Below are 14,998 nucleotides of genomic sequence, written 5' to 3'. Positions count from 1 at the left end.
AATGACGGCTCACCCCTGCGGGGTCATGGTGGGCCGCGCCTTGCCGCGTTGCAGGCCAAGCTGCCGTTCGCGCCAGATGATGATTCCGCCCGCGGCCACCACAACCACCGATCCGATCAGCACCATGGCCGTCGGCACCTCATCGAAGAACCAATAACCAAACAGGATCGCCAGCAGGATAGAGGCATAGTCAAAGGGCGCCACCACCGCCGCCCCGGCAAAGCGATAGGCGGAGGTCAGGAAAATCTGTCCAATGCCACCGATCAACCCAGCTCCCACCAACATCATCACAACTTCTGGTGCCGGCCAAACCCATCCAAACGGGATCGTCGCCAACGAAAACACCGTCGCCGTCAGTGAGAAATAGAAGACGATGGCCGATGTTTCCTCAACCGCCACCATCTTGCGGATCTGGATCTGTGCCAAAGCGCGCATCACCGCCGAGGTCAGAACCAGCGCCACGCCCAGCGTCGCCGACCCGCCCAATTCGTCCAGACTGAGACGCGGCCAAAGCACGATAAGAACGCCCAACAACCCAAGCCCGACGGCCGACAGACGAAAGGCCCGCAGGCGTTCACCCAGCATGAGCGCCGCCAGCAGTACCGTCATCATCGGCGCGGCAAAACCGAGGGCCGTCACCTCTGGCAGCGGCAACAGGCCAAGCGCGGCGAACCCACACCCCATCGCCATCACCCCGATCAACCCGCGCCAGATATGCAGCAACGGATTCTTCGCCTTCAGCCCGGACCTGAGATCGCCGCGCATCGCCAGCCAAGCAACGATCACCGGCATGGCAAAGAACGACCTGAAGAACACCGCCTCTCCAGTCGGCACATGCTCAGAACTCGCTTTGATAAGCGAGGCCATGATGGTGAACAGGACAACAGCGGTCAGCTTCAGCGCAATGCCACGCAGCGGGGACATGGGGGCTCCTTCGGGGATGGCGCGACTGTGGCCCTGCAACTGTCAAAGGTCAATCAGTCGCCGATCTTCCCAGTCAGGTCCGCGCCGTTGCTAAGTCGTTTCGCGGCAATGCTTTCGGAACGAACGTTTGAGCAGGTCCAGTTCCGCCCGCAATAGTGCTACTTCGGCGCGGATGTCCTCATCCAGCGCCTCTCCGGCGATCACCGTAAAGCTGTCCAGCAACTCATCGTCACGGCCGTCGCGGATCAGGACCGTGCGCACCCCGTCTCCCAATGCCTCGACAGGGACGGGCACCTCAACTACCCACCGGCCCTGCTCGGCCGTGTCGGCGACAATAACCCCATGAACCGGGCGTTCCTCCAGGCTCGCCACCACCTCGGGCGGGCGGTCATTGCCCGGCCCCGCAATCAGCAGACCTTCCCAAACGCCATCGCGAAAACGGGTCTTGGTCAATGTGAATCCGCTCATTCCGATCCTTTCCGGCGCATTATAGCGCGGCCCGTCTGCGGCGGCTGAACGTCAGGTCGCGCAAGATGACCTGATTCATGCGCGGCCCTTCAAAGATCAGGTCCAACCACATCTTTTCGACCCGTTTTTCATTCAGCCGTGTATAGGCAAGGTCAAATTCCACCTGCACCGTTTCTTCGTGCAGCGGCAATTCCCGAACCACCTGTTCCGTGTTAGGGCCGTGTTTAACGTTCAGGCGGGCAAAAATCTCTAGCGGCTCTTCGGATTCGACAATTGTCTCAATCCGGATGAGATGCTGACGTGTCAGCCCTGCCACTGCATTTTCCGGCAGGTCCACCGCGAGTGACAGATATGATCCTGTGAACCCGAAGACATCCAGTTTCATCCCATAAGCTGCAAGGTCGGCGGCACGCGTGTTGCGGATCTGGCGCAGGGTTAGCTCGGTGCGCTGGCAATCGTGATACAGCGTTGCCTCACGCCCCAATCCGGCCTTGCCCGCCACACCGACGATGCCCGGAACCGGCAGCGGACCGCACCACAATTCCGGCCGCCAGGCCCAATCGGAGTCTTCTGGCCGCGGAAAGGACTGGTTCCCGATCACCGGCAGCGCAAGTCGGGCGTCCGCGTGATGGATCAACTCGTCCAGCCTCGTCTTGAGCCTGCGTGCCTGCGTACGCTGTTTGCGCAGTTCGGTCAGATCCGCCGCGCGCGCCGCACGCGCTGCGCGTGTCCAGCGCCGTAACCCCGCCGCATAGGCCGCCTTACCCAACCAGTCCTGCACGCCTGCTCCCTTGCCCGTTTTGCCTGTTTCCCGCCTCGCGCGGATGACGCTCCGGCCGAGAGTGATAATTTCCGATATGGAAACTATTGTGGCAAGTCCTGACGATTGAATAAACGACCAAGCAATCCGTCGGTCGGTTTTTGTGTCGGCGTCCCGGTCCGCGGCGTGTTCGTGCGGCTCGACTGTGCGATCCTGTTCTTGACCCGCAGGATCATGGTCGCGCCCTGATCGCCTGCCAAGGCACTGCCGCGCGGCGCATACAACGCCAAACCGACCATTCTGTTGCCTTGCAGAAAGGCCGCCCGCCAATAGCGTGGATCGCTGCCGTCAAACATGTCATCGCCGCCGCTGGCAAGATGCGCGGTCACCTGGTCCGGCGACGCCTTGCCATCTAGCAGAACCGCATTTGCAGCCTGCGCTATAGCCTTTGGTGATGGCAGGTCTGTCCCGTCGCCGCGCGGGCCCACGGTGACTGTCACCAGCATCGGAACCACGGGGCGTCCTACCTTGCCCCCGCTCAGGATATGGCAGGATGCGATCAACGCGAAACCGCGTTCGGACGCTGAACGTCGCGTCGAGGGGTCAATGCAATACCCGTCCGGTCCGGCAACGACAACGTCGCCCCCCGCAAGGTTGACCCGGGCCAGTGGCGCTGCGCGCCGTCCGCCGGTGGACCCGCCGCGCGCAAAAAATGCCGCCAGACCTTCGCGTGCCTCCGTCTCCGTTTTATCCGGGTTGGATGCGGGCACGCCGCCCAGACACCCCGAGACCAGAAGCACGCCAGCGGCGCACAACAGCTTGCGCACCGCCGCCATGGGTCAAAGATCCGCGTAGACGTGCTTTTCCTCGGCGCCGCCCGGATGGGTCACGGCACCTTTATAGGTTTCTCCCACCAGTTGCGCGTATTTCCATAGCGCGCCAGAGGCATAGATGGTGTCTCTCGGACCGGCCCAGGCCTCTTTGCGCTTGGCCAGATCCTCATCGTTCAGGTTGACCGAAATCTCACCGGTAATCGCGTTGATGGTGATCATGTCGCCATCCGCAATCAGTGCGATCGGCCCGCCATGCGCCGCCTCTGGGCCAACGTGACCCACACAGAAACCGCGAGTCGCACCAGAAAAACGACCGTCGGTGATCAGCGCCACCTTCTTGCCCATGCCTTGTCCAGACAGTGCTGCGGTGGTCGCCAGCATTTCGCGCATACCGGGGCCGCCTGCGGGGCCTTCGTTGCGGATCACCAGCACGTCACCCTCTTTGTAGGCGCGCATCTTGACCGCCTCAAAGGCGTCCTCTTCGCATTCGAACACCCGCGCCGGGCCGCTGAACACTTGATCCTCGGGCGCAATGCCCGCGACCTTAACGATGGCACCCTGCGGCGCAAGGTTGCCCTTCAGGCCCACGACGCCGCCGGTCGGCGTGATCGGTGTGTCGATGGGATAGATGACCTTGCCATCCGCCTCACGCTCGATCATGTCCAGCTCTTCGCCAATGGCGCGGCCGCTTGCGGTCATGCAATCCTCATGGATCAGACCGGCGCGGCGCAGTTCCTTCATGACGACCGGAACGCCGCCCGCCTCGTACAGGTCCTTGGCGACGTAGTTCCCGCCCGGCTTGAGATCGACGAAATAGGGCGTATCGCGGAAGATATCGCAAACGTCGTCAAGGAAGAATTCCAGGCCTGCTTCATGCGCGATGGCAGGCAGGTGCAGCCCCGCATTGGTCGACCCGCCGGTGCAGGCGACGACGCGCGCCGCGTTTTCTAGGCTCTTGCGGGTGACAATGTCACGCGCACGGATGTTTTGCTCCAGCAAATGCATCACGGCAATGCCCGAGGCCGTGCCATAGGCATCACGGCTTTCATAGGGGGCAGGCGCGCCGGAAGAGTTCATCAGCGCAAGGCCGATGGCCTCGGAAACGCAGGCCATCGTGTTGGCGGTGAATTGGCCGCCACAGGCACCCGCGCTGGGGCAGGCCGCTTTTTCGATGGCGCGCAGTTCCTCGTCGCTGTTGGCCCCGGCCTGATGCTGGCCAACTGCCTCGAACACGTCCTGAACGGTGATGTCTTTACCCTTGTATTTTCCCGGCACGATTGAGCCACCGTAGATAAAGACAGACGGCACGTTCAGGCGCACCATGGCCATCATCATCCCCGGCAGCGACTTGTCACAGCCCGCCAATCCGACGATGGCGTCATAGCAATGCCCCCGCATTGTCAATTCAACCGTGTCGGAAATTGCCTCTCGCGATGCCAGCGACGACCGCATGCCTTCGTGGCCCATGGCAATGCCATCAGTCACGGTGATTGTGGTGAACTCTCGCGGTGTGCCAGAGGCTTCCTTGACGCCCAACTTGACCGCTTGCGCCTGACGGTTCAGCGAGATGTTGCAGGGCGCGGCCTCATTCCAGCAGGTCGCTACGCCAACCAACGGTTGATGAATCTCATCCTCGGAAAGACCCATTGCGTACATAAAGGACCGATGCGGCGCCCGCTCTGGGCCTTCGGTGACGTGACGGCTGGGTAACTTGGTTTTGTCGAATGGACGCTTGAGCATCGGACTGGCTCCTCCCATGGAATGGCTTTGCCTTGGAATAGCGAAGCGCTACAGGACGCACAAGCGTCTAGCGTCAAATGGTATACCAATATTTCGGTCGCGTTGGGATTACGGAATAGGGGTATTTTTCACTGCAAAGAAAATGGCGCGCGCTCATCCGTTTGTTCTCTTTTCAAGTTACCCAGTCTCCCCTCCGCCACAAACGCCCCGCTGAAAATCCCACGCCATCGTCACCCCGATCCGATCAACGCGCCGGCGGCAAAGACCAGCGCGCCGCCAAGCACCACCTGAAAGGCGGCGCGCAGGAACGGGGTTTCCATGAACTTGTTCTGAATCCAGGCGATCGCCCAAAGCTCAACAAAGACCACGATCAGGGCAATGGTGGTCGCTGTCCAGAAGTGCGGGATCAGATAGGGCAACGCGTGCCCCAATCCGCCTATCGTCGTCATCACGCCAGCGGCGATGCCTCGCTTGGTCGGAGATCCGCGACCAGACAATTCGCCATCGTCGGATGCGGCTTCGGTAAAGCCCATCGAAATCCCCGCGCCGACAGAGGCCGCAAGCCCCACAAGAAAGGTCGTCCAGGGGTCATGAGTCGCAAAGGCGGTTGCGAAAATCGGGGCCAACGTCGACACCGACCCATCCATCAGCCCAGCCAGCCCCGGCTGCACCCAAGTCAAAAGGAATTGCCGCTTGGCGCGGTCATCCTCACCGGTCCGCGCATCGTCGCCAAGGTGCTCTCGCTCCAGCCGGTGCGCCTCATCTTGATGCCGCGCTTCCATCGCCGCGAGGTCGCCCAGCAGTTTGCGGGTATCCGCGTCCTGCGCATTCTGCGCCGCCATGTGGTAAAAGTGTTCCGCGTCCCGCTCCATGTTTTCGGCTTCTTCACGAATCCTGTCCAATGACAGAGTCTCTGCCAACCAGACCGGACGACGGGCATAAAAGCCCGCCACATGTTCGCGCCGGATCAAGGGAATAACCTCGCCGAACCGGGTCTGGTGAAGGTCGATCAAGGCACGGCGGTGACCATCCTCTTCGACTGCCATGCCCTCAAAAACCTTGGCAGTGTCCGGGTAGTCAGACCGCAGGCGCTCCGCGTAGCCGCGATATATTCTTGCGTCGTCTTCCTCTGACGAAATGGCCAAGGCCAGAATTTCTTGTTCTGTCAGGTCCCGAAACCGGCGACGACTTCCCATGTACAGCATGGCAGCACCCTCTTTAGAATGATTCCAAACTAAGCCACTCGGCAAAAACCTCAAGGCCATATGCACGGCCACGTCCATTCTGCCGCAGGCGTCCAAAGGATCTTGATTTTCGTTCCAAAGCACTCCAGTATAAAACTGAACGGTTTAGTTTACTTTGGACGGAGCACAACATGACCCGCATTCTCCTGCCGCTTGCCACTGCCTGCGCCCTGCTCGCCGGGCCGGGCTTTGCCGATGTCGGTCCGGTCTTCTTGCCGGATTTCACCTTTCCCGCCCCGTCTCCGCACCCAGATGTGTCCACTCAGGGCTGCACGACGACGCACCCTTGCAAATGACGTGGCGCCTTTCTTGCCCAAACTGAACCGGTCGGTTTATAACTGCCCGGCAAGGGGAGGGCTGAAATGTCCACACAGGCAACCGTCCGCAAAGGGCGCAAATTCGACCAGGTCATCGACGGCGCGCGGGATATTTTTCTGCGCGACGGTTTCGAAGGCGCCAGCGTCGATGAGATTGCCCGCGAAGCGGGAGTCTCTAAGGCCACCCTCTACAGCTATTTTCCCGACAAGCGCCTGTTGTTCATCGAGGTCGCCAGCGCGCAATGCGGACGGCAGGCCGATGAGGCCGTGCTGTCGATCGACACGTCGCGCTCTCCGCGCGAAGTCCTGTCGCAAGCCGGGCACAAATTCCTGGGCTTTCTCTACTCCGAGATGGGGCAACGCATTTTCAAGATTTGCCTGTCGGAATCCGAACGCTTTCCGGACCTCGGGCAACAGTTCTATCAAAGCGGTCCGATGATCATGCGCCGGGTGATGGTCGATTATCTGTCCGCTGCCCGCGCCCGGAATGAATTACAAGTCGATGACATCGATCTTGCCGCCGACCAGTTCGCCGAACTATGCAAGGCCGATCTGTGGCCGAAACTGCTGTTTGGCATCCAGTCGACGGTGACCGAGGCGGAAATCACGCGGGTTGTGGATGGCGCTGTCGACACCTTCATGGCACGTTACGGGGTGTGACATGCGCCCCGGCGGGCGCGCCGGGGAGAACTGATGAAGACCGTTTCCGAAAATACCTGTTTTGGCGGTGTGCAGGGTGTGTACACGCACACGTCCAAATCCTGCGCCTGCGACATGACCTTTGGCCTCTTCCTGCCCGAAGAGGCGACATATGGACCGGTGCCCGTGTTATGGTATCTGTCTGGCCTGACCTGCACGCACGAAAACGCCATGGTAAAGGCGGGCGCACAGGGTTGGGCCGCCGAACAGGGCATCGCGTTGATTTTCCCCGACACCTCGCCCCGCGGCGAAGACGTGGCCGACGATGAAGCCTATGATCTGGGCAAGGGTGCAGGGTTTTACGTCAACGCCACACAGGACCCGTGGAAGCGACATTTCCAAATGTGGGACTATCTGGCCGAGGAGTTGCCCGCACTGGTCGCAGACAACTTTGCGCTCGACATGGAGCGGCAGGCGATCACCGGGCATTCCATGGGAGGACACGGCGCGCTGACACTAGCGATGAGCCTGCCGGGACGCTTTGTCTCTGTCTCCGCCTTTGCGCCCATCGCGCACCCCACCGCCAGCGATTGGGGCCGCAAACAGTTTGCGGCCTATCTGGGGGCCGACGACTCCACCTGGACCCCACATGACTCCACACTGCTCATGCGCGACAGGGGCTTTGACGGGCCGGTCTTGATCGATCAGGGCGCAGACGATCAGTTTTTTGATCTACTCAAACCGGAGTCGTTGGCAGGGGCCATGGCCGCGCGCCGGCAGGACGGCACTTTCCGGATGCAGAAGGGCTATGATCACAGCTATTTCTTTGTCTCGACCTTCATGGAGGACCATGTTGGATTTCACGCAGAGGCACTCCATGAGTGACCCCGCCCTGGGCTTGTTCCGGGACCTCTCCCCAGCAGGTACTGGGTCACATCCGGGGCACGCGCCGCAATGACCCTTTACATCGACGCCGATGCCTGCCCAGTCAAAGCCGAGGCCGAAACTGTCGCCACCCGGCACAAGGTTCCGATGATCCTTGTCGCCAATGGCGGCTTGCGCCCCCCGCGCAATCCACTGGTGACCTTGCAGATTGTCGCAGACGGGCCGGACGTGGCCGACATGTGGATCGCGGACCGCGCAGGGAAGGGCGATGTGGTCATCACTGCCGACATCCCGCTGGCCGCGAAATGCGTCGCCGCAGGCGCGCTCGTCCTACGCCACGACGGAAGCGCCCTTACAGAGGCCAACATTGGCCAACAACTTGCCATGCGCGATCTCATGACGGATCTGCGCGCCGCCGATCCCTTTCGACAAGGGTCCGGCAAGGGCTTTACAAAGGCAGACCGCAGCCGTTTTCTCGACGCGCTGGAACGCACTCTCAGGCAAGCAGGAAAGACGGTATGACCATCAAGGCGGTGATCTTTGACATCGGCAATGTGCTGATCGAATGGCAACCGGAACGCTATTACGATACCAAGATCGGTGAGGATCGCCGCCGCGCCATGTTCGCCCAACTTGACCTGCACGGCATGAACGACATCATCGACCGGGGCGGCGATTTCCGGCAAACGATCTACGACTGGGCCGACAAGACGCCCGAATGGGCAGAGGAAATCCGCCTCTGGCACGACAACTGGTTAGAGATGGCGAAACCCGCCATCCCCCGCTCTGTCCGCCTGCTGCGGGCGCTGCGGGCGCAAGGCACGGCAGTCCACGCGCTGACCAATTTTGGCATCGGCACATGGGCCATCGCCACCCCGGCCTATGACTTTCTCAACGAATTCAACCACGCCTTTGTCAGCGGCCACATGGGCGTCATCAAACCAGAGGCCCGCATTTACGAAATGGTCGAAGAGCAGCTAAACCTCCCCGGTGAGGCGCTGATCTTTGCCGACGACCGGATCGACAATATCAAGGCCGCCGAGGCCCGCGGCTGGCACACGCACCACTTTACCGGCGCGGACGGCTGGGCCCAGCGACTGGTGGACGAGGGGTTGCTGACCAAGGAGCAAGCGGTATGACAACCATCATTCCCTTTGAGGAGGGCGAAAAGAACCTCGACTGGCTGGCCCTCTGCCGCGCCTTTGACGCGGGCCACCAGTTGCCCAAGGCCGAAATTGCCGATGTATTCCTCTACCGAGGCAAGGATACGCTGCTAAACCGGTCGGCATGGATCGACGGGTTGGGACTGGCGGTCAAGGCGGCCACGGTCTTTCCGGGAAATCCGTCCAAGGGCAAACCGATGGTCGGCGGCGCGGTGAACCTGTTCGACGATGCGGACGGCAGCTTGACGGCGGTGGTGGACTTTCACCTTGTGACCAAGTGGAAAACCGCCGGCGATAGCCTGTGCGCCGCGCTCAAACTGGCTCGCCCCGACAGCAAAAGCATCTTGATCGTCGGCGCGGGCACCGTCGGCGCTTCATTGCATGCGGCCTATTCCGCAGGCTTCCCTGAGGCAAAGTTCACCGTCTGGAACCGGACCCCCGCCAAGGCCCGCACCTTTGCCGAAAAACACGGCATCGACTGGGCCGAGGATCTAGAAACTGCCGTGCGCGTCGCCGATATCGTCACCTCTGCCACCATGTCGACAGATCCGATCCTCAAAGGCGACTGGTTCCAGCCCGGCCAGCACATCGACCTGATCGGCGCCTACCGCCCCGACATGCGCGAGGTTGACGACACGGCGCTCAAACGGGCGCGGCTGTTTGTAGACAGCTTCGACACGACGCTGGGTCACATCGGTGAGCTTAAAATCCCACTGACTCAAGGCGCAATCAGGAAATCTGACGTGCTGGCCGACTACTACGCACCCGACGCCATGCGCCGCACCAGCGCGGATGAGATCACGCTGTTCAAGAACGGCGGCGGCGCGCATCTGGATCTGATGTGCGCGCGTTATATCCTGGATGCGTGGCAAGGCACATGAGCCTGCTTGGCGGCGCCTTTGCACCGCCCGCCGGGGCGTTCTCCGCTCAGTGCTGCCCTCCCCGCACGGTCAATTGCGCAGCCCACCAGAGCACGAAGATCGCGAGATCACGGCCAGTGGCCTACCCGTCGCCGCCATTTGGAGCCGCGACGATAGGGTCATCCCGACCCGCGCCATGGCAACGCTCACTCAATGGAACCGCAACGCCCGCCAAGAGGTCATCAAAGGAGCCGGTCACGGGCTGACCTACATCCACACTGCACATCCCGCGCGCGCACAGCCCCTTGGTCCACAACCCACAGCTTCTTCTGTCGAGAAATATCCCGGGGGAGGCGCCAAAGGCGACGGGGGCAGCGCCCCCTCTTACGCCACCGCAGGCAACGCTTCTGGACGGTTTTCGCGGATCGGCAAATGCACAACCGCGCTCAACGCCCCCACGCCGACACCGATCCACCACACAAACGTATAGTCGCCAGACATGTCATACAGCCGGCCGCCCAGCCAGACGCCCAGAAACCCACCGATCTGGTGGCTAAGAAATACCACGCCATATAGCGTGCCCATGTAGCGCACCCCGTACAGATGCGCGACCAACCCCGAAGTCAGCGGCACAGTCGCCAACCAGAGCGAACCCATGACTGCCGAAAAGACCAGCACGCTGGCTGGTGTGATCGGCATCAAGATAAACGCCGCCGCCGTGATTGTCCGCGCGGTATAGATTGCCGCCAATAGGTACTTCCGCGTAAACCGCGCGCCCAGCCAGCCCGCCGTCAGGGTGCCAATGATGTTGAAGAGGCCAATCAGAGCAATCGACAGGGCCCCAAGGGCCGAAGTGGTTGTAACCCCCATCGAATGCAGGACGCCACCTGCCGCGATGGGCCCGCACATCTCTGTCACGAAGGCCGGGAAGTGCGCCGTGATGAAAGCCAACTGATACCCACAGGAAAAGAACCCGATAAAGATCAGCGAAAAGGAAGGGTCACGGAACGCCCGATTCAAAATCTTTCCCATGCTCTCTTCGATTTCGGCCTTGGGGGCGATGGGCGCGCGCATTAGGGGCAAGGTGATCAGCATCGCCAGAATGGCCGCTGCAAAGACGAAAAAGACTGATTGCCAACTCATGACAGACAGCAGCGCCTCAGCCACTGGGGCGCCGATGACCTGTCCGGCACTGCCCGCAGCGGTGGCAATTGCCAGCGACATGGATCGGTTCGCATCGCTGGATGCGCGCCCGACCACAGCCAGAATAACGCCAAAGCCGGTGCCAGCAATCCCAAAGCCAACAAGCACCTCCCATGCCTGCATGGAAAACGGATCGACGGACAGGCCCGACATCACCAGCCCGACAGCATAAAGAAGCGCGCCAAGGATGATCGCCACCCGGTCACCCAGCCGTTCCGCAAAAGCCCCGAACAACGGCTGGCCGATGCCCCAGGCCAAGTTCTGGATTGCGATGGCAAGGCTGAACTCGGCCCGCGCCCAGCCGAATTCCTCAGCGATAGGGATCTGAAAGACACCAAAGCTCGCCCGGACCGCAAAACTCACCATGATGATGAAGCACCCGACAATCAGAACAGGCGTGAAAAGCGGGGCGCGGGTCGACATGGCAGAACTCTCCGGGACAGGGAGCCGCAGCATTGCCGCGCTCCGCCCAAGGCGTCAAACGGGAAAGGTTGATAGGTCGGTTCAGTTTTGCTTATGCATCACCGCGCCAACCGGCCTCGCGCGCGCCGCCGGTCAGGTGATCGACCAGATCCTCGGCCCGCAGGCCGGGGTCTTCTTCATCCGTGGCGATCCGGGCCAGCGCCTTGCTGCGGGCAACGGCGGGCGTGTTTTCAAAGGAAATCCCCACCTCGCCATCGCCCTCACAAAAGGCGGGCAGGCGCAAAAGCGGCGTCAGATCGCCTACCTGTGTGCCCGTGATGTCTAATACAGCTAGGTCCGGCAATCCGGCCAGCGGCGACAGATCGCTGACCTCTGTTCCGCGCAAGGAAAGCTGACGCAGGCCGATGCAATCCTTAAGCGGCGACAGATCCGTGACGCCGGTATGATCCAGCCACAACTCACGCAGCCGGGTCATGCCAGACAAGGCCGATAGATCCGCCACACCTGACCCTTCGAGAAACAGATGCCGCAGTGCCGTCATGCCCGCAATCGGCGACAGATCCCTGACCGGCGTTCCGCGCAGGTCCAGCTTTTCCAGCCGCGTCAACGGGGTCAGCGGGCTGAGGTCGGACACTTGCGTGCCCTCAAGATCCAGCCAGACCATCCAGTCCAGTCGCCCGATCTGCGCGGGCAATTGGCGCAGCGCCGTGCTGCTTTCCATATAGAGAAAGGAAATGCCGTCGCGCCGGTTCATCTTGACCGACAGGATCATGTCGCGGACCTCTGAATCCAGCGCCGCCTTGTTGTCGCCCTGCGCCATATGCCCGCTCCTGTTGTCCGATCCGCAAGGTGACACGGCGACCCGGACGGCACAAGCACGCCTGTCACGCCGCCTCTACACAACGTCGCGCGCATTGGGTATGCGAAGGCATGCCAAGTGTCATTGACCTGTACAATTCACGCGTAGCCTCTGGCAAGATCAAGCCGGATGAGGCGCAAACCGCCGTCCTGCCAGAGTTTGAGCGCCTGCGCGCCGATTTGGCCCAGCCGGTCAAACGCGGCTTTTTCCGGCGCAGCGTGGAGGCGCCCAAGGGCCTATACCTGTGGGGGGGCGTCGGGCGCGGCAAATCCATGTTGATGGATCTCTTTGTCGAAACGCTGGATGTGCCCGCCCGCCGGGTGCATTTCCATGCCTTCATGCAAGAGGTGCAGGGCCGTATTCATACCCTGCGCGGTGAGGGGGCCGAAGATCCGATCAAACCCGTCGCCAAAGAGATCAGCGATTCCGTGCGCCTTCTGGCCTTTGACGAGATGCAAATCACCGACATAGCCGACGCCATGATTGTCGGCCGCCTGTTCGAGGCCCTCTTCGAAGGCGGCACCACGGTTGTCACCACGTCAAATCGCGTCCCGAACGATCTGTACAAGGACGGATTGAACCGGCAGTTGTTCCTGCCCTTCATCGACCTGTTGAAAGAGCGCATGGTGGTGCGGGAACTGGCCTCGGAACGCGATCACCGACAGGACCGTCTTGCCGGGACGCAGGTTTACTTTTCCCCCGCCAATGCGGCGGCCCGCACACAGATAGACACCCTGTGGGAGGAACTGACCCATGGGCAGGAAGAGCCCCTGACCCTGCACGTCAAAGGCCGCGAGGTAGAGTTGCCGCGCTATCACAACGGCGTCGCGCGCGCGGATTTCTTTGACCTCTGCGGGCGGATGCTCGGCCCCGCCGACTACCTGAAACTGGCAGAAAGCGTCCGCGTTCTGATCCTTGAGAATATCCCGCAACTGTCGCGCCGGAATTTCAACGAGGCCCGGCGTTTTGTCACCCTGATCGACACGCTGTATGAGGCGCGGGTCAAACTGATCGCCTCCGCCGCCGCCCAACCGGAAATGTTGTATGTCGAGGGCGAAGGCAGTTTCGAATTTGAGCGTACCGCCTCACGCCTGCGCGAAATGCAGGCCGCCGACTGGGCTGTCGAGGCGGGCTGACGCCGGGCGATCCGGCAAAAAAGGAGGGTCCCGAAGGACCCTCAGATGCTGCTGCTCGTTAAGGCTTTGCTGCCCGTGTTAATTCAGGTCCGGAATGCGCGGCGTCATGCCTGCGCGCAGGTCCGTTGGATCGTTCAGAAGACCCTCGTTGGCCTTCAGTATGTCAAGATGGGCAACCGTGGTGCCGTAATACCATAAAGCAACGCCGGGCAGGCCGTCGTCCGGTTGCACAGTATCGCTACGCTCTGCTTGCGATGGCTCTCCGACAGACCAGAACAGCGCGCCGGTGGACACGGCAAAACCAACGATCAAGAGCGTTAGCCGGATCATGCAAATCCCCTGCACGTCGCAGAGTTGCACGCCCCTCGATTGGCGTCGCACAAGGATGTCACGCTGTTTGTCCCCCAAGGAGCCGCGTCGCAAAGAGGCAGATGCGCGCGCTCTCATTGACTATAGGCGAATCATCTCTGACGCGTCAACATCTGGTGGGAACCTCAAGCAGTATGAAGTTTGACTTCTTCGCCCACAACGATTGACCGCTCAGCGCGGTGGCAATATCAGGTTCTGCCCGGGGCGCAGATCGTCCGGACGGCGCAACACAGATTGGTTAGAGGCAAACAACGGTCCGGTCATGTTGACGTCGCCATAAACCCGCTCTGCAATGGACACCAGAGTGTCACCTTGCTGCACAACATAGACATTGAGAAGCGGCGCTTTGGCGACAGGGGCTGCGGGCGTATCGCCTAGAGACCGCTGAACAATCGTATGCAACAGACTACCCGGCTGACCGGGCGCGCCGTCTCGTCCAGTGGCGATATTGAGATTGGCCAGCGCATCCCAAGTCAACCGGCGTATATCGGCATCCGCCAGTCCGACAGGGTCGGCGACGGTTCTTCGGGCGGGCACCGGTTGCGCAACCCTGGAAGCTGCCGCGAGAACCGCCGGATACCTCAGCCCCCCATCCGCCGCGACCGCGGCTTTCGCAAGACCGACCGGCACGTCAACCACCGCAGGTTCGGCGCGGGTGACAGGCTCTGGCGCGGATCGCTCCCCCGACCGTCCCGATGCTCCCGGTTGCAACACCAATAGCGCCACAGTCACCCCCATAAAGCCCAGCGCCAAAAGGACCATCCTGATCATCTCACCACCCTGTCGTTACAGCTTGCCAGCAACGGTCAGCCCAAGCGCGCGCCAGTTGTCCATCCCGCCTCGATAGTATTTCAGCTTCGTCGCCGGATACCCGGTTTCCAACAGGCTGCGCAGCGCATTCGGCGCGTCCTGATCATCTGCTCCGGCCCCGAAGAACATCAGATCGAACGCCCCGGCATGGTCGCCATTCCGCACCCCCAAGGCCGTCAACAGATCGTCGCGATACGGATTGTCGGCGCGCAGTGTCTGGGCCGGCAGGTTGACCGCCCCAGGCAGGGTGGCCGCCGCATAGACATCGGGCATGCGGGCATCGACAAGCAGACCCTGTCCATCCCCAACAAAGATCTCAAGAAACTCCAGCACTTCAAGCTCTCCGACCGTCCCTACACCCGCGG

Annotated in this window: 18 protein-coding genes; 7 read left to right on the top strand and 11 right to left on the bottom strand. The window is 61.4% G+C overall.

Annotated features, from left to right (window positions below; genetic code table 11):
- Nucleotides 1-9: 9 nt before the first annotated feature.
- The 6 genes from ANTHELSMS3_RS06245 to mbfA form a co-directional block, all read right to left on the bottom strand.
- Nucleotides 10-924, bottom strand: coding sequence for a DMT family transporter (locus ANTHELSMS3_RS06245; protein ID WP_094034131.1), 915 nt, complete (start codon nt 922-924; stop codon nt 10-12).
- A gap of 90 nt (nt 925-1,014) precedes the next feature.
- Nucleotides 1,015-1,392 carry a hypothetical protein gene (locus ANTHELSMS3_RS06240; RefSeq protein ID WP_094034130.1) on the bottom strand — a complete coding sequence of 126 codons (378 nt, stop codon included), beginning with the start codon at nt 1,390-1,392 and terminating at the stop codon, nt 1,015-1,017.
- Between the two features lie 19 nt (nt 1,393-1,411).
- On the bottom strand, nt 1,412-2,173 hold the full coding sequence (locus tag ANTHELSMS3_RS06235) for a DUF6478 family protein (protein WP_094034129.1): 762 nt from the start codon (nt 2,171-2,173) through the stop codon (nt 1,412-1,414).
- A gap of 83 nt (nt 2,174-2,256) precedes the next feature.
- On the bottom strand, nt 2,257-2,988 hold the full coding sequence (locus tag ANTHELSMS3_RS06230) for a dihydroxy-acid dehydratase (protein WP_198319889.1): 732 nt from the start codon (nt 2,986-2,988) through the stop codon (nt 2,257-2,259).
- A 3-nt stretch (nt 2,989-2,991) separates the two neighbouring features.
- Nucleotides 2,992-4,725 (bottom strand): dihydroxy-acid dehydratase, encoded by a 1,734-nt coding sequence (gene ilvD, locus ANTHELSMS3_RS06225; protein ID WP_094034128.1) that lies wholly within the window; start codon nt 4,723-4,725, stop codon nt 2,992-2,994.
- A gap of 230 nt (nt 4,726-4,955) precedes the next feature.
- The gene (gene mbfA / locus ANTHELSMS3_RS06220) at nt 4,956-5,930 is read right to left on the bottom strand and encodes an iron exporter MbfA (RefSeq protein ID WP_094034127.1); all 975 of its coding nucleotides are present in this window, start codon (nt 5,928-5,930) and stop codon (nt 4,956-4,958) included.
- Nucleotides 5,931-6,100: 170 nt separating this feature from the next.
- Here mbfA and ANTHELSMS3_RS25425 point away from each other — a divergent pair, with 170 nt between their 5' ends.
- From ANTHELSMS3_RS25425 to ANTHELSMS3_RS06195, 6 genes are all read left to right on the top strand, one after another.
- Nucleotides 6,101-6,265 carry a hypothetical protein gene (locus ANTHELSMS3_RS25425; protein WP_157733412.1) on the top strand — a complete coding sequence of 55 codons (165 nt, stop codon included), beginning with the start codon at nt 6,101-6,103 and terminating at the stop codon, nt 6,263-6,265.
- Between the two features lie 66 nt (nt 6,266-6,331).
- Nucleotides 6,332-6,946 (top strand): TetR/AcrR family transcriptional regulator, encoded by a 615-nt coding sequence (locus tag ANTHELSMS3_RS06215; RefSeq protein WP_094034126.1) that lies wholly within the window; start codon nt 6,332-6,334, stop codon nt 6,944-6,946.
- A gap of 33 nt (nt 6,947-6,979) precedes the next feature.
- The gene (gene fghA, locus ANTHELSMS3_RS06210; protein ID WP_094034125.1) at nt 6,980-7,810 is read left to right on the top strand and encodes an S-formylglutathione hydrolase; all 831 of its coding nucleotides are present in this window, start codon (nt 6,980-6,982) and stop codon (nt 7,808-7,810) included.
- A 69-nt stretch (nt 7,811-7,879) separates the two neighbouring features.
- The gene (locus ANTHELSMS3_RS06205) at nt 7,880-8,332 is read left to right on the top strand and encodes a YaiI/YqxD family protein (protein WP_094034124.1); all 453 of its coding nucleotides are present in this window, start codon (nt 7,880-7,882) and stop codon (nt 8,330-8,332) included.
- Complete coding sequence (locus ANTHELSMS3_RS06200) at nt 8,329-8,949, top strand: HAD family hydrolase (protein ID WP_094034123.1); 621 nt, start codon at nt 8,329-8,331, stop codon at nt 8,947-8,949. Before ANTHELSMS3_RS06205 ends, ANTHELSMS3_RS06200 begins: the two co-directional genes overlap by 4 nt.
- A complete protein-coding gene (locus ANTHELSMS3_RS06195) occupies nt 8,946-9,854 on the top strand; it encodes an ornithine cyclodeaminase family protein (RefSeq protein WP_094034122.1) in 909 nt (302 codons plus the stop codon). The genes ANTHELSMS3_RS06200 and ANTHELSMS3_RS06195 overlap by 4 nt, the downstream gene beginning before the upstream one ends.
- Before the next feature lie 363 nt (nt 9,855-10,217).
- Here the strand turns inward: ANTHELSMS3_RS06195 and ANTHELSMS3_RS06190 are convergent, their stop codons facing one another.
- Nucleotides 10,218-11,459: an MFS transporter gene (locus ANTHELSMS3_RS06190; protein ID WP_094034121.1), complete on the bottom strand. Its 1,242-nt coding sequence runs from the start codon at nt 11,457-11,459 to the stop codon at nt 10,218-10,220.
- A gap of 91 nt (nt 11,460-11,550) precedes the next feature.
- Nucleotides 11,551-12,279, bottom strand: a complete 729-nt coding sequence (locus ANTHELSMS3_RS06185) for a leucine-rich repeat domain-containing protein (RefSeq protein ID WP_094034120.1) — start codon at nt 12,277-12,279, stop codon at nt 11,551-11,553.
- A gap of 110 nt (nt 12,280-12,389) precedes the next feature.
- On the opposite strand from ANTHELSMS3_RS06185, the gene zapE reads away from it, so the two are divergent.
- On the top strand, nt 12,390-13,454 hold the full coding sequence (zapE, locus tag ANTHELSMS3_RS06180) for a cell division protein ZapE (protein ID WP_094034119.1): 1,065 nt from the start codon (nt 12,390-12,392) through the stop codon (nt 13,452-13,454).
- Between the two features lie 78 nt (nt 13,455-13,532).
- Here zapE and ANTHELSMS3_RS06175 read toward each other — a convergent pair whose 3' ends face one another.
- The 3 genes from ANTHELSMS3_RS06175 to ANTHELSMS3_RS25420 all read right to left on the bottom strand — a co-directional run bounded on the left by ANTHELSMS3_RS06175 (nt 13,533) and on the right by ANTHELSMS3_RS25420 (nt 14,966).
- On the bottom strand, nt 13,533-13,784 hold the full coding sequence (locus ANTHELSMS3_RS06175; protein WP_094034118.1) for a hypothetical protein: 252 nt from the start codon (nt 13,782-13,784) through the stop codon (nt 13,533-13,535).
- Nucleotides 13,785-13,994: 210 nt separating this feature from the next.
- Entirely contained in the window at nt 13,995-14,594 is a 600-nt protein-coding gene (locus ANTHELSMS3_RS06170) for a LysM peptidoglycan-binding domain-containing protein (protein ID WP_094034117.1), read from the bottom strand.
- Nucleotides 14,595-14,609: 15 nt separating this feature from the next.
- Nucleotides 14,610-14,966 (bottom strand): rhodanese-like domain-containing protein, encoded by a 357-nt coding sequence (locus tag ANTHELSMS3_RS25420; protein WP_157733411.1) that lies wholly within the window; start codon nt 14,964-14,966, stop codon nt 14,610-14,612.
- Nucleotides 14,967-14,998: the final 32 nt, after the last annotated feature.

Source organism: Antarctobacter heliothermus (assembly GCF_002237555.1).
Taxonomy (GTDB): domain Bacteria; phylum Pseudomonadota; class Alphaproteobacteria; order Rhodobacterales; family Rhodobacteraceae; genus Antarctobacter; species Antarctobacter heliothermus_B.
The sequence above is the reverse complement of the archived record's forward strand: the minus strand, read 5'-3'. Positions and strand labels throughout refer to the sequence as shown.

Excerpts from the sequence above, each read along its gene's own strand:
- ANTHELSMS3_RS06185 (WP_094034120.1), bottom strand. The coding sequence starts at position 12,279 with ATGGCGCAGGGCGACAACAAGGCGGCGCTGGATTCAGAGGTCCGCGAC.
- ANTHELSMS3_RS06200 (WP_094034123.1), top strand. The coding sequence starts at position 8,329 with ATGACCATCAAGGCGGTGATCTTTGACATCGGCAATGTGCTGATCGAA.
- fghA (WP_094034125.1), top strand. The coding sequence starts at position 6,980 with ATGAAGACCGTTTCCGAAAATACCTGTTTTGGCGGTGTGCAGGGTGTG.
- ANTHELSMS3_RS06240 (WP_094034130.1), bottom strand. The coding sequence starts at position 1,392 with ATGAGCGGATTCACATTGACCAAGACCCGTTTTCGCGATGGCGTTTGG.
- ANTHELSMS3_RS06205 (WP_094034124.1), top strand. The coding sequence starts at position 7,880 with ATGACCCTTTACATCGACGCCGATGCCTGCCCAGTCAAAGCCGAGGCC.
- ANTHELSMS3_RS06175 (WP_094034118.1), bottom strand. The coding sequence starts at position 13,784 with ATGATCCGGCTAACGCTCTTGATCGTTGGTTTTGCCGTGTCCACCGGC.
- ANTHELSMS3_RS06195 (WP_094034122.1), top strand. The coding sequence starts at position 8,946 with ATGACAACCATCATTCCCTTTGAGGAGGGCGAAAAGAACCTCGACTGG.
- ANTHELSMS3_RS06245 (WP_094034131.1), bottom strand. The coding sequence starts at position 924 with ATGTCCCCGCTGCGTGGCATTGCGCTGAAGCTGACCGCTGTTGTCCTG.
- ANTHELSMS3_RS25425 (WP_157733412.1), top strand. The coding sequence starts at position 6,101 with ATGACCCGCATTCTCCTGCCGCTTGCCACTGCCTGCGCCCTGCTCGCC.
- ilvD (WP_094034128.1), bottom strand. The coding sequence starts at position 4,725 with ATGCTCAAGCGTCCATTCGACAAAACCAAGTTACCCAGCCGTCACGTC.
- mbfA (WP_094034127.1), bottom strand. The coding sequence starts at position 5,930 with ATGCTGTACATGGGAAGTCGTCGCCGGTTTCGGGACCTGACAGAACAA.
- ANTHELSMS3_RS06215 (WP_094034126.1), top strand. The coding sequence starts at position 6,332 with ATGTCCACACAGGCAACCGTCCGCAAAGGGCGCAAATTCGACCAGGTC.
- ANTHELSMS3_RS06190 (WP_094034121.1), bottom strand. The coding sequence starts at position 11,459 with ATGTCGACCCGCGCCCCGCTTTTCACGCCTGTTCTGATTGTCGGGTGC.
- ANTHELSMS3_RS06170 (WP_094034117.1), bottom strand. The coding sequence starts at position 14,594 with ATGATCAGGATGGTCCTTTTGGCGCTGGGCTTTATGGGGGTGACTGTG.
- ANTHELSMS3_RS06230 (WP_198319889.1), bottom strand. The coding sequence starts at position 2,988 with ATGGCGGCGGTGCGCAAGCTGTTGTGCGCCGCTGGCGTGCTTCTGGTC.
- zapE (WP_094034119.1), top strand. The coding sequence starts at position 12,390 with ATGCCAAGTGTCATTGACCTGTACAATTCACGCGTAGCCTCTGGCAAG.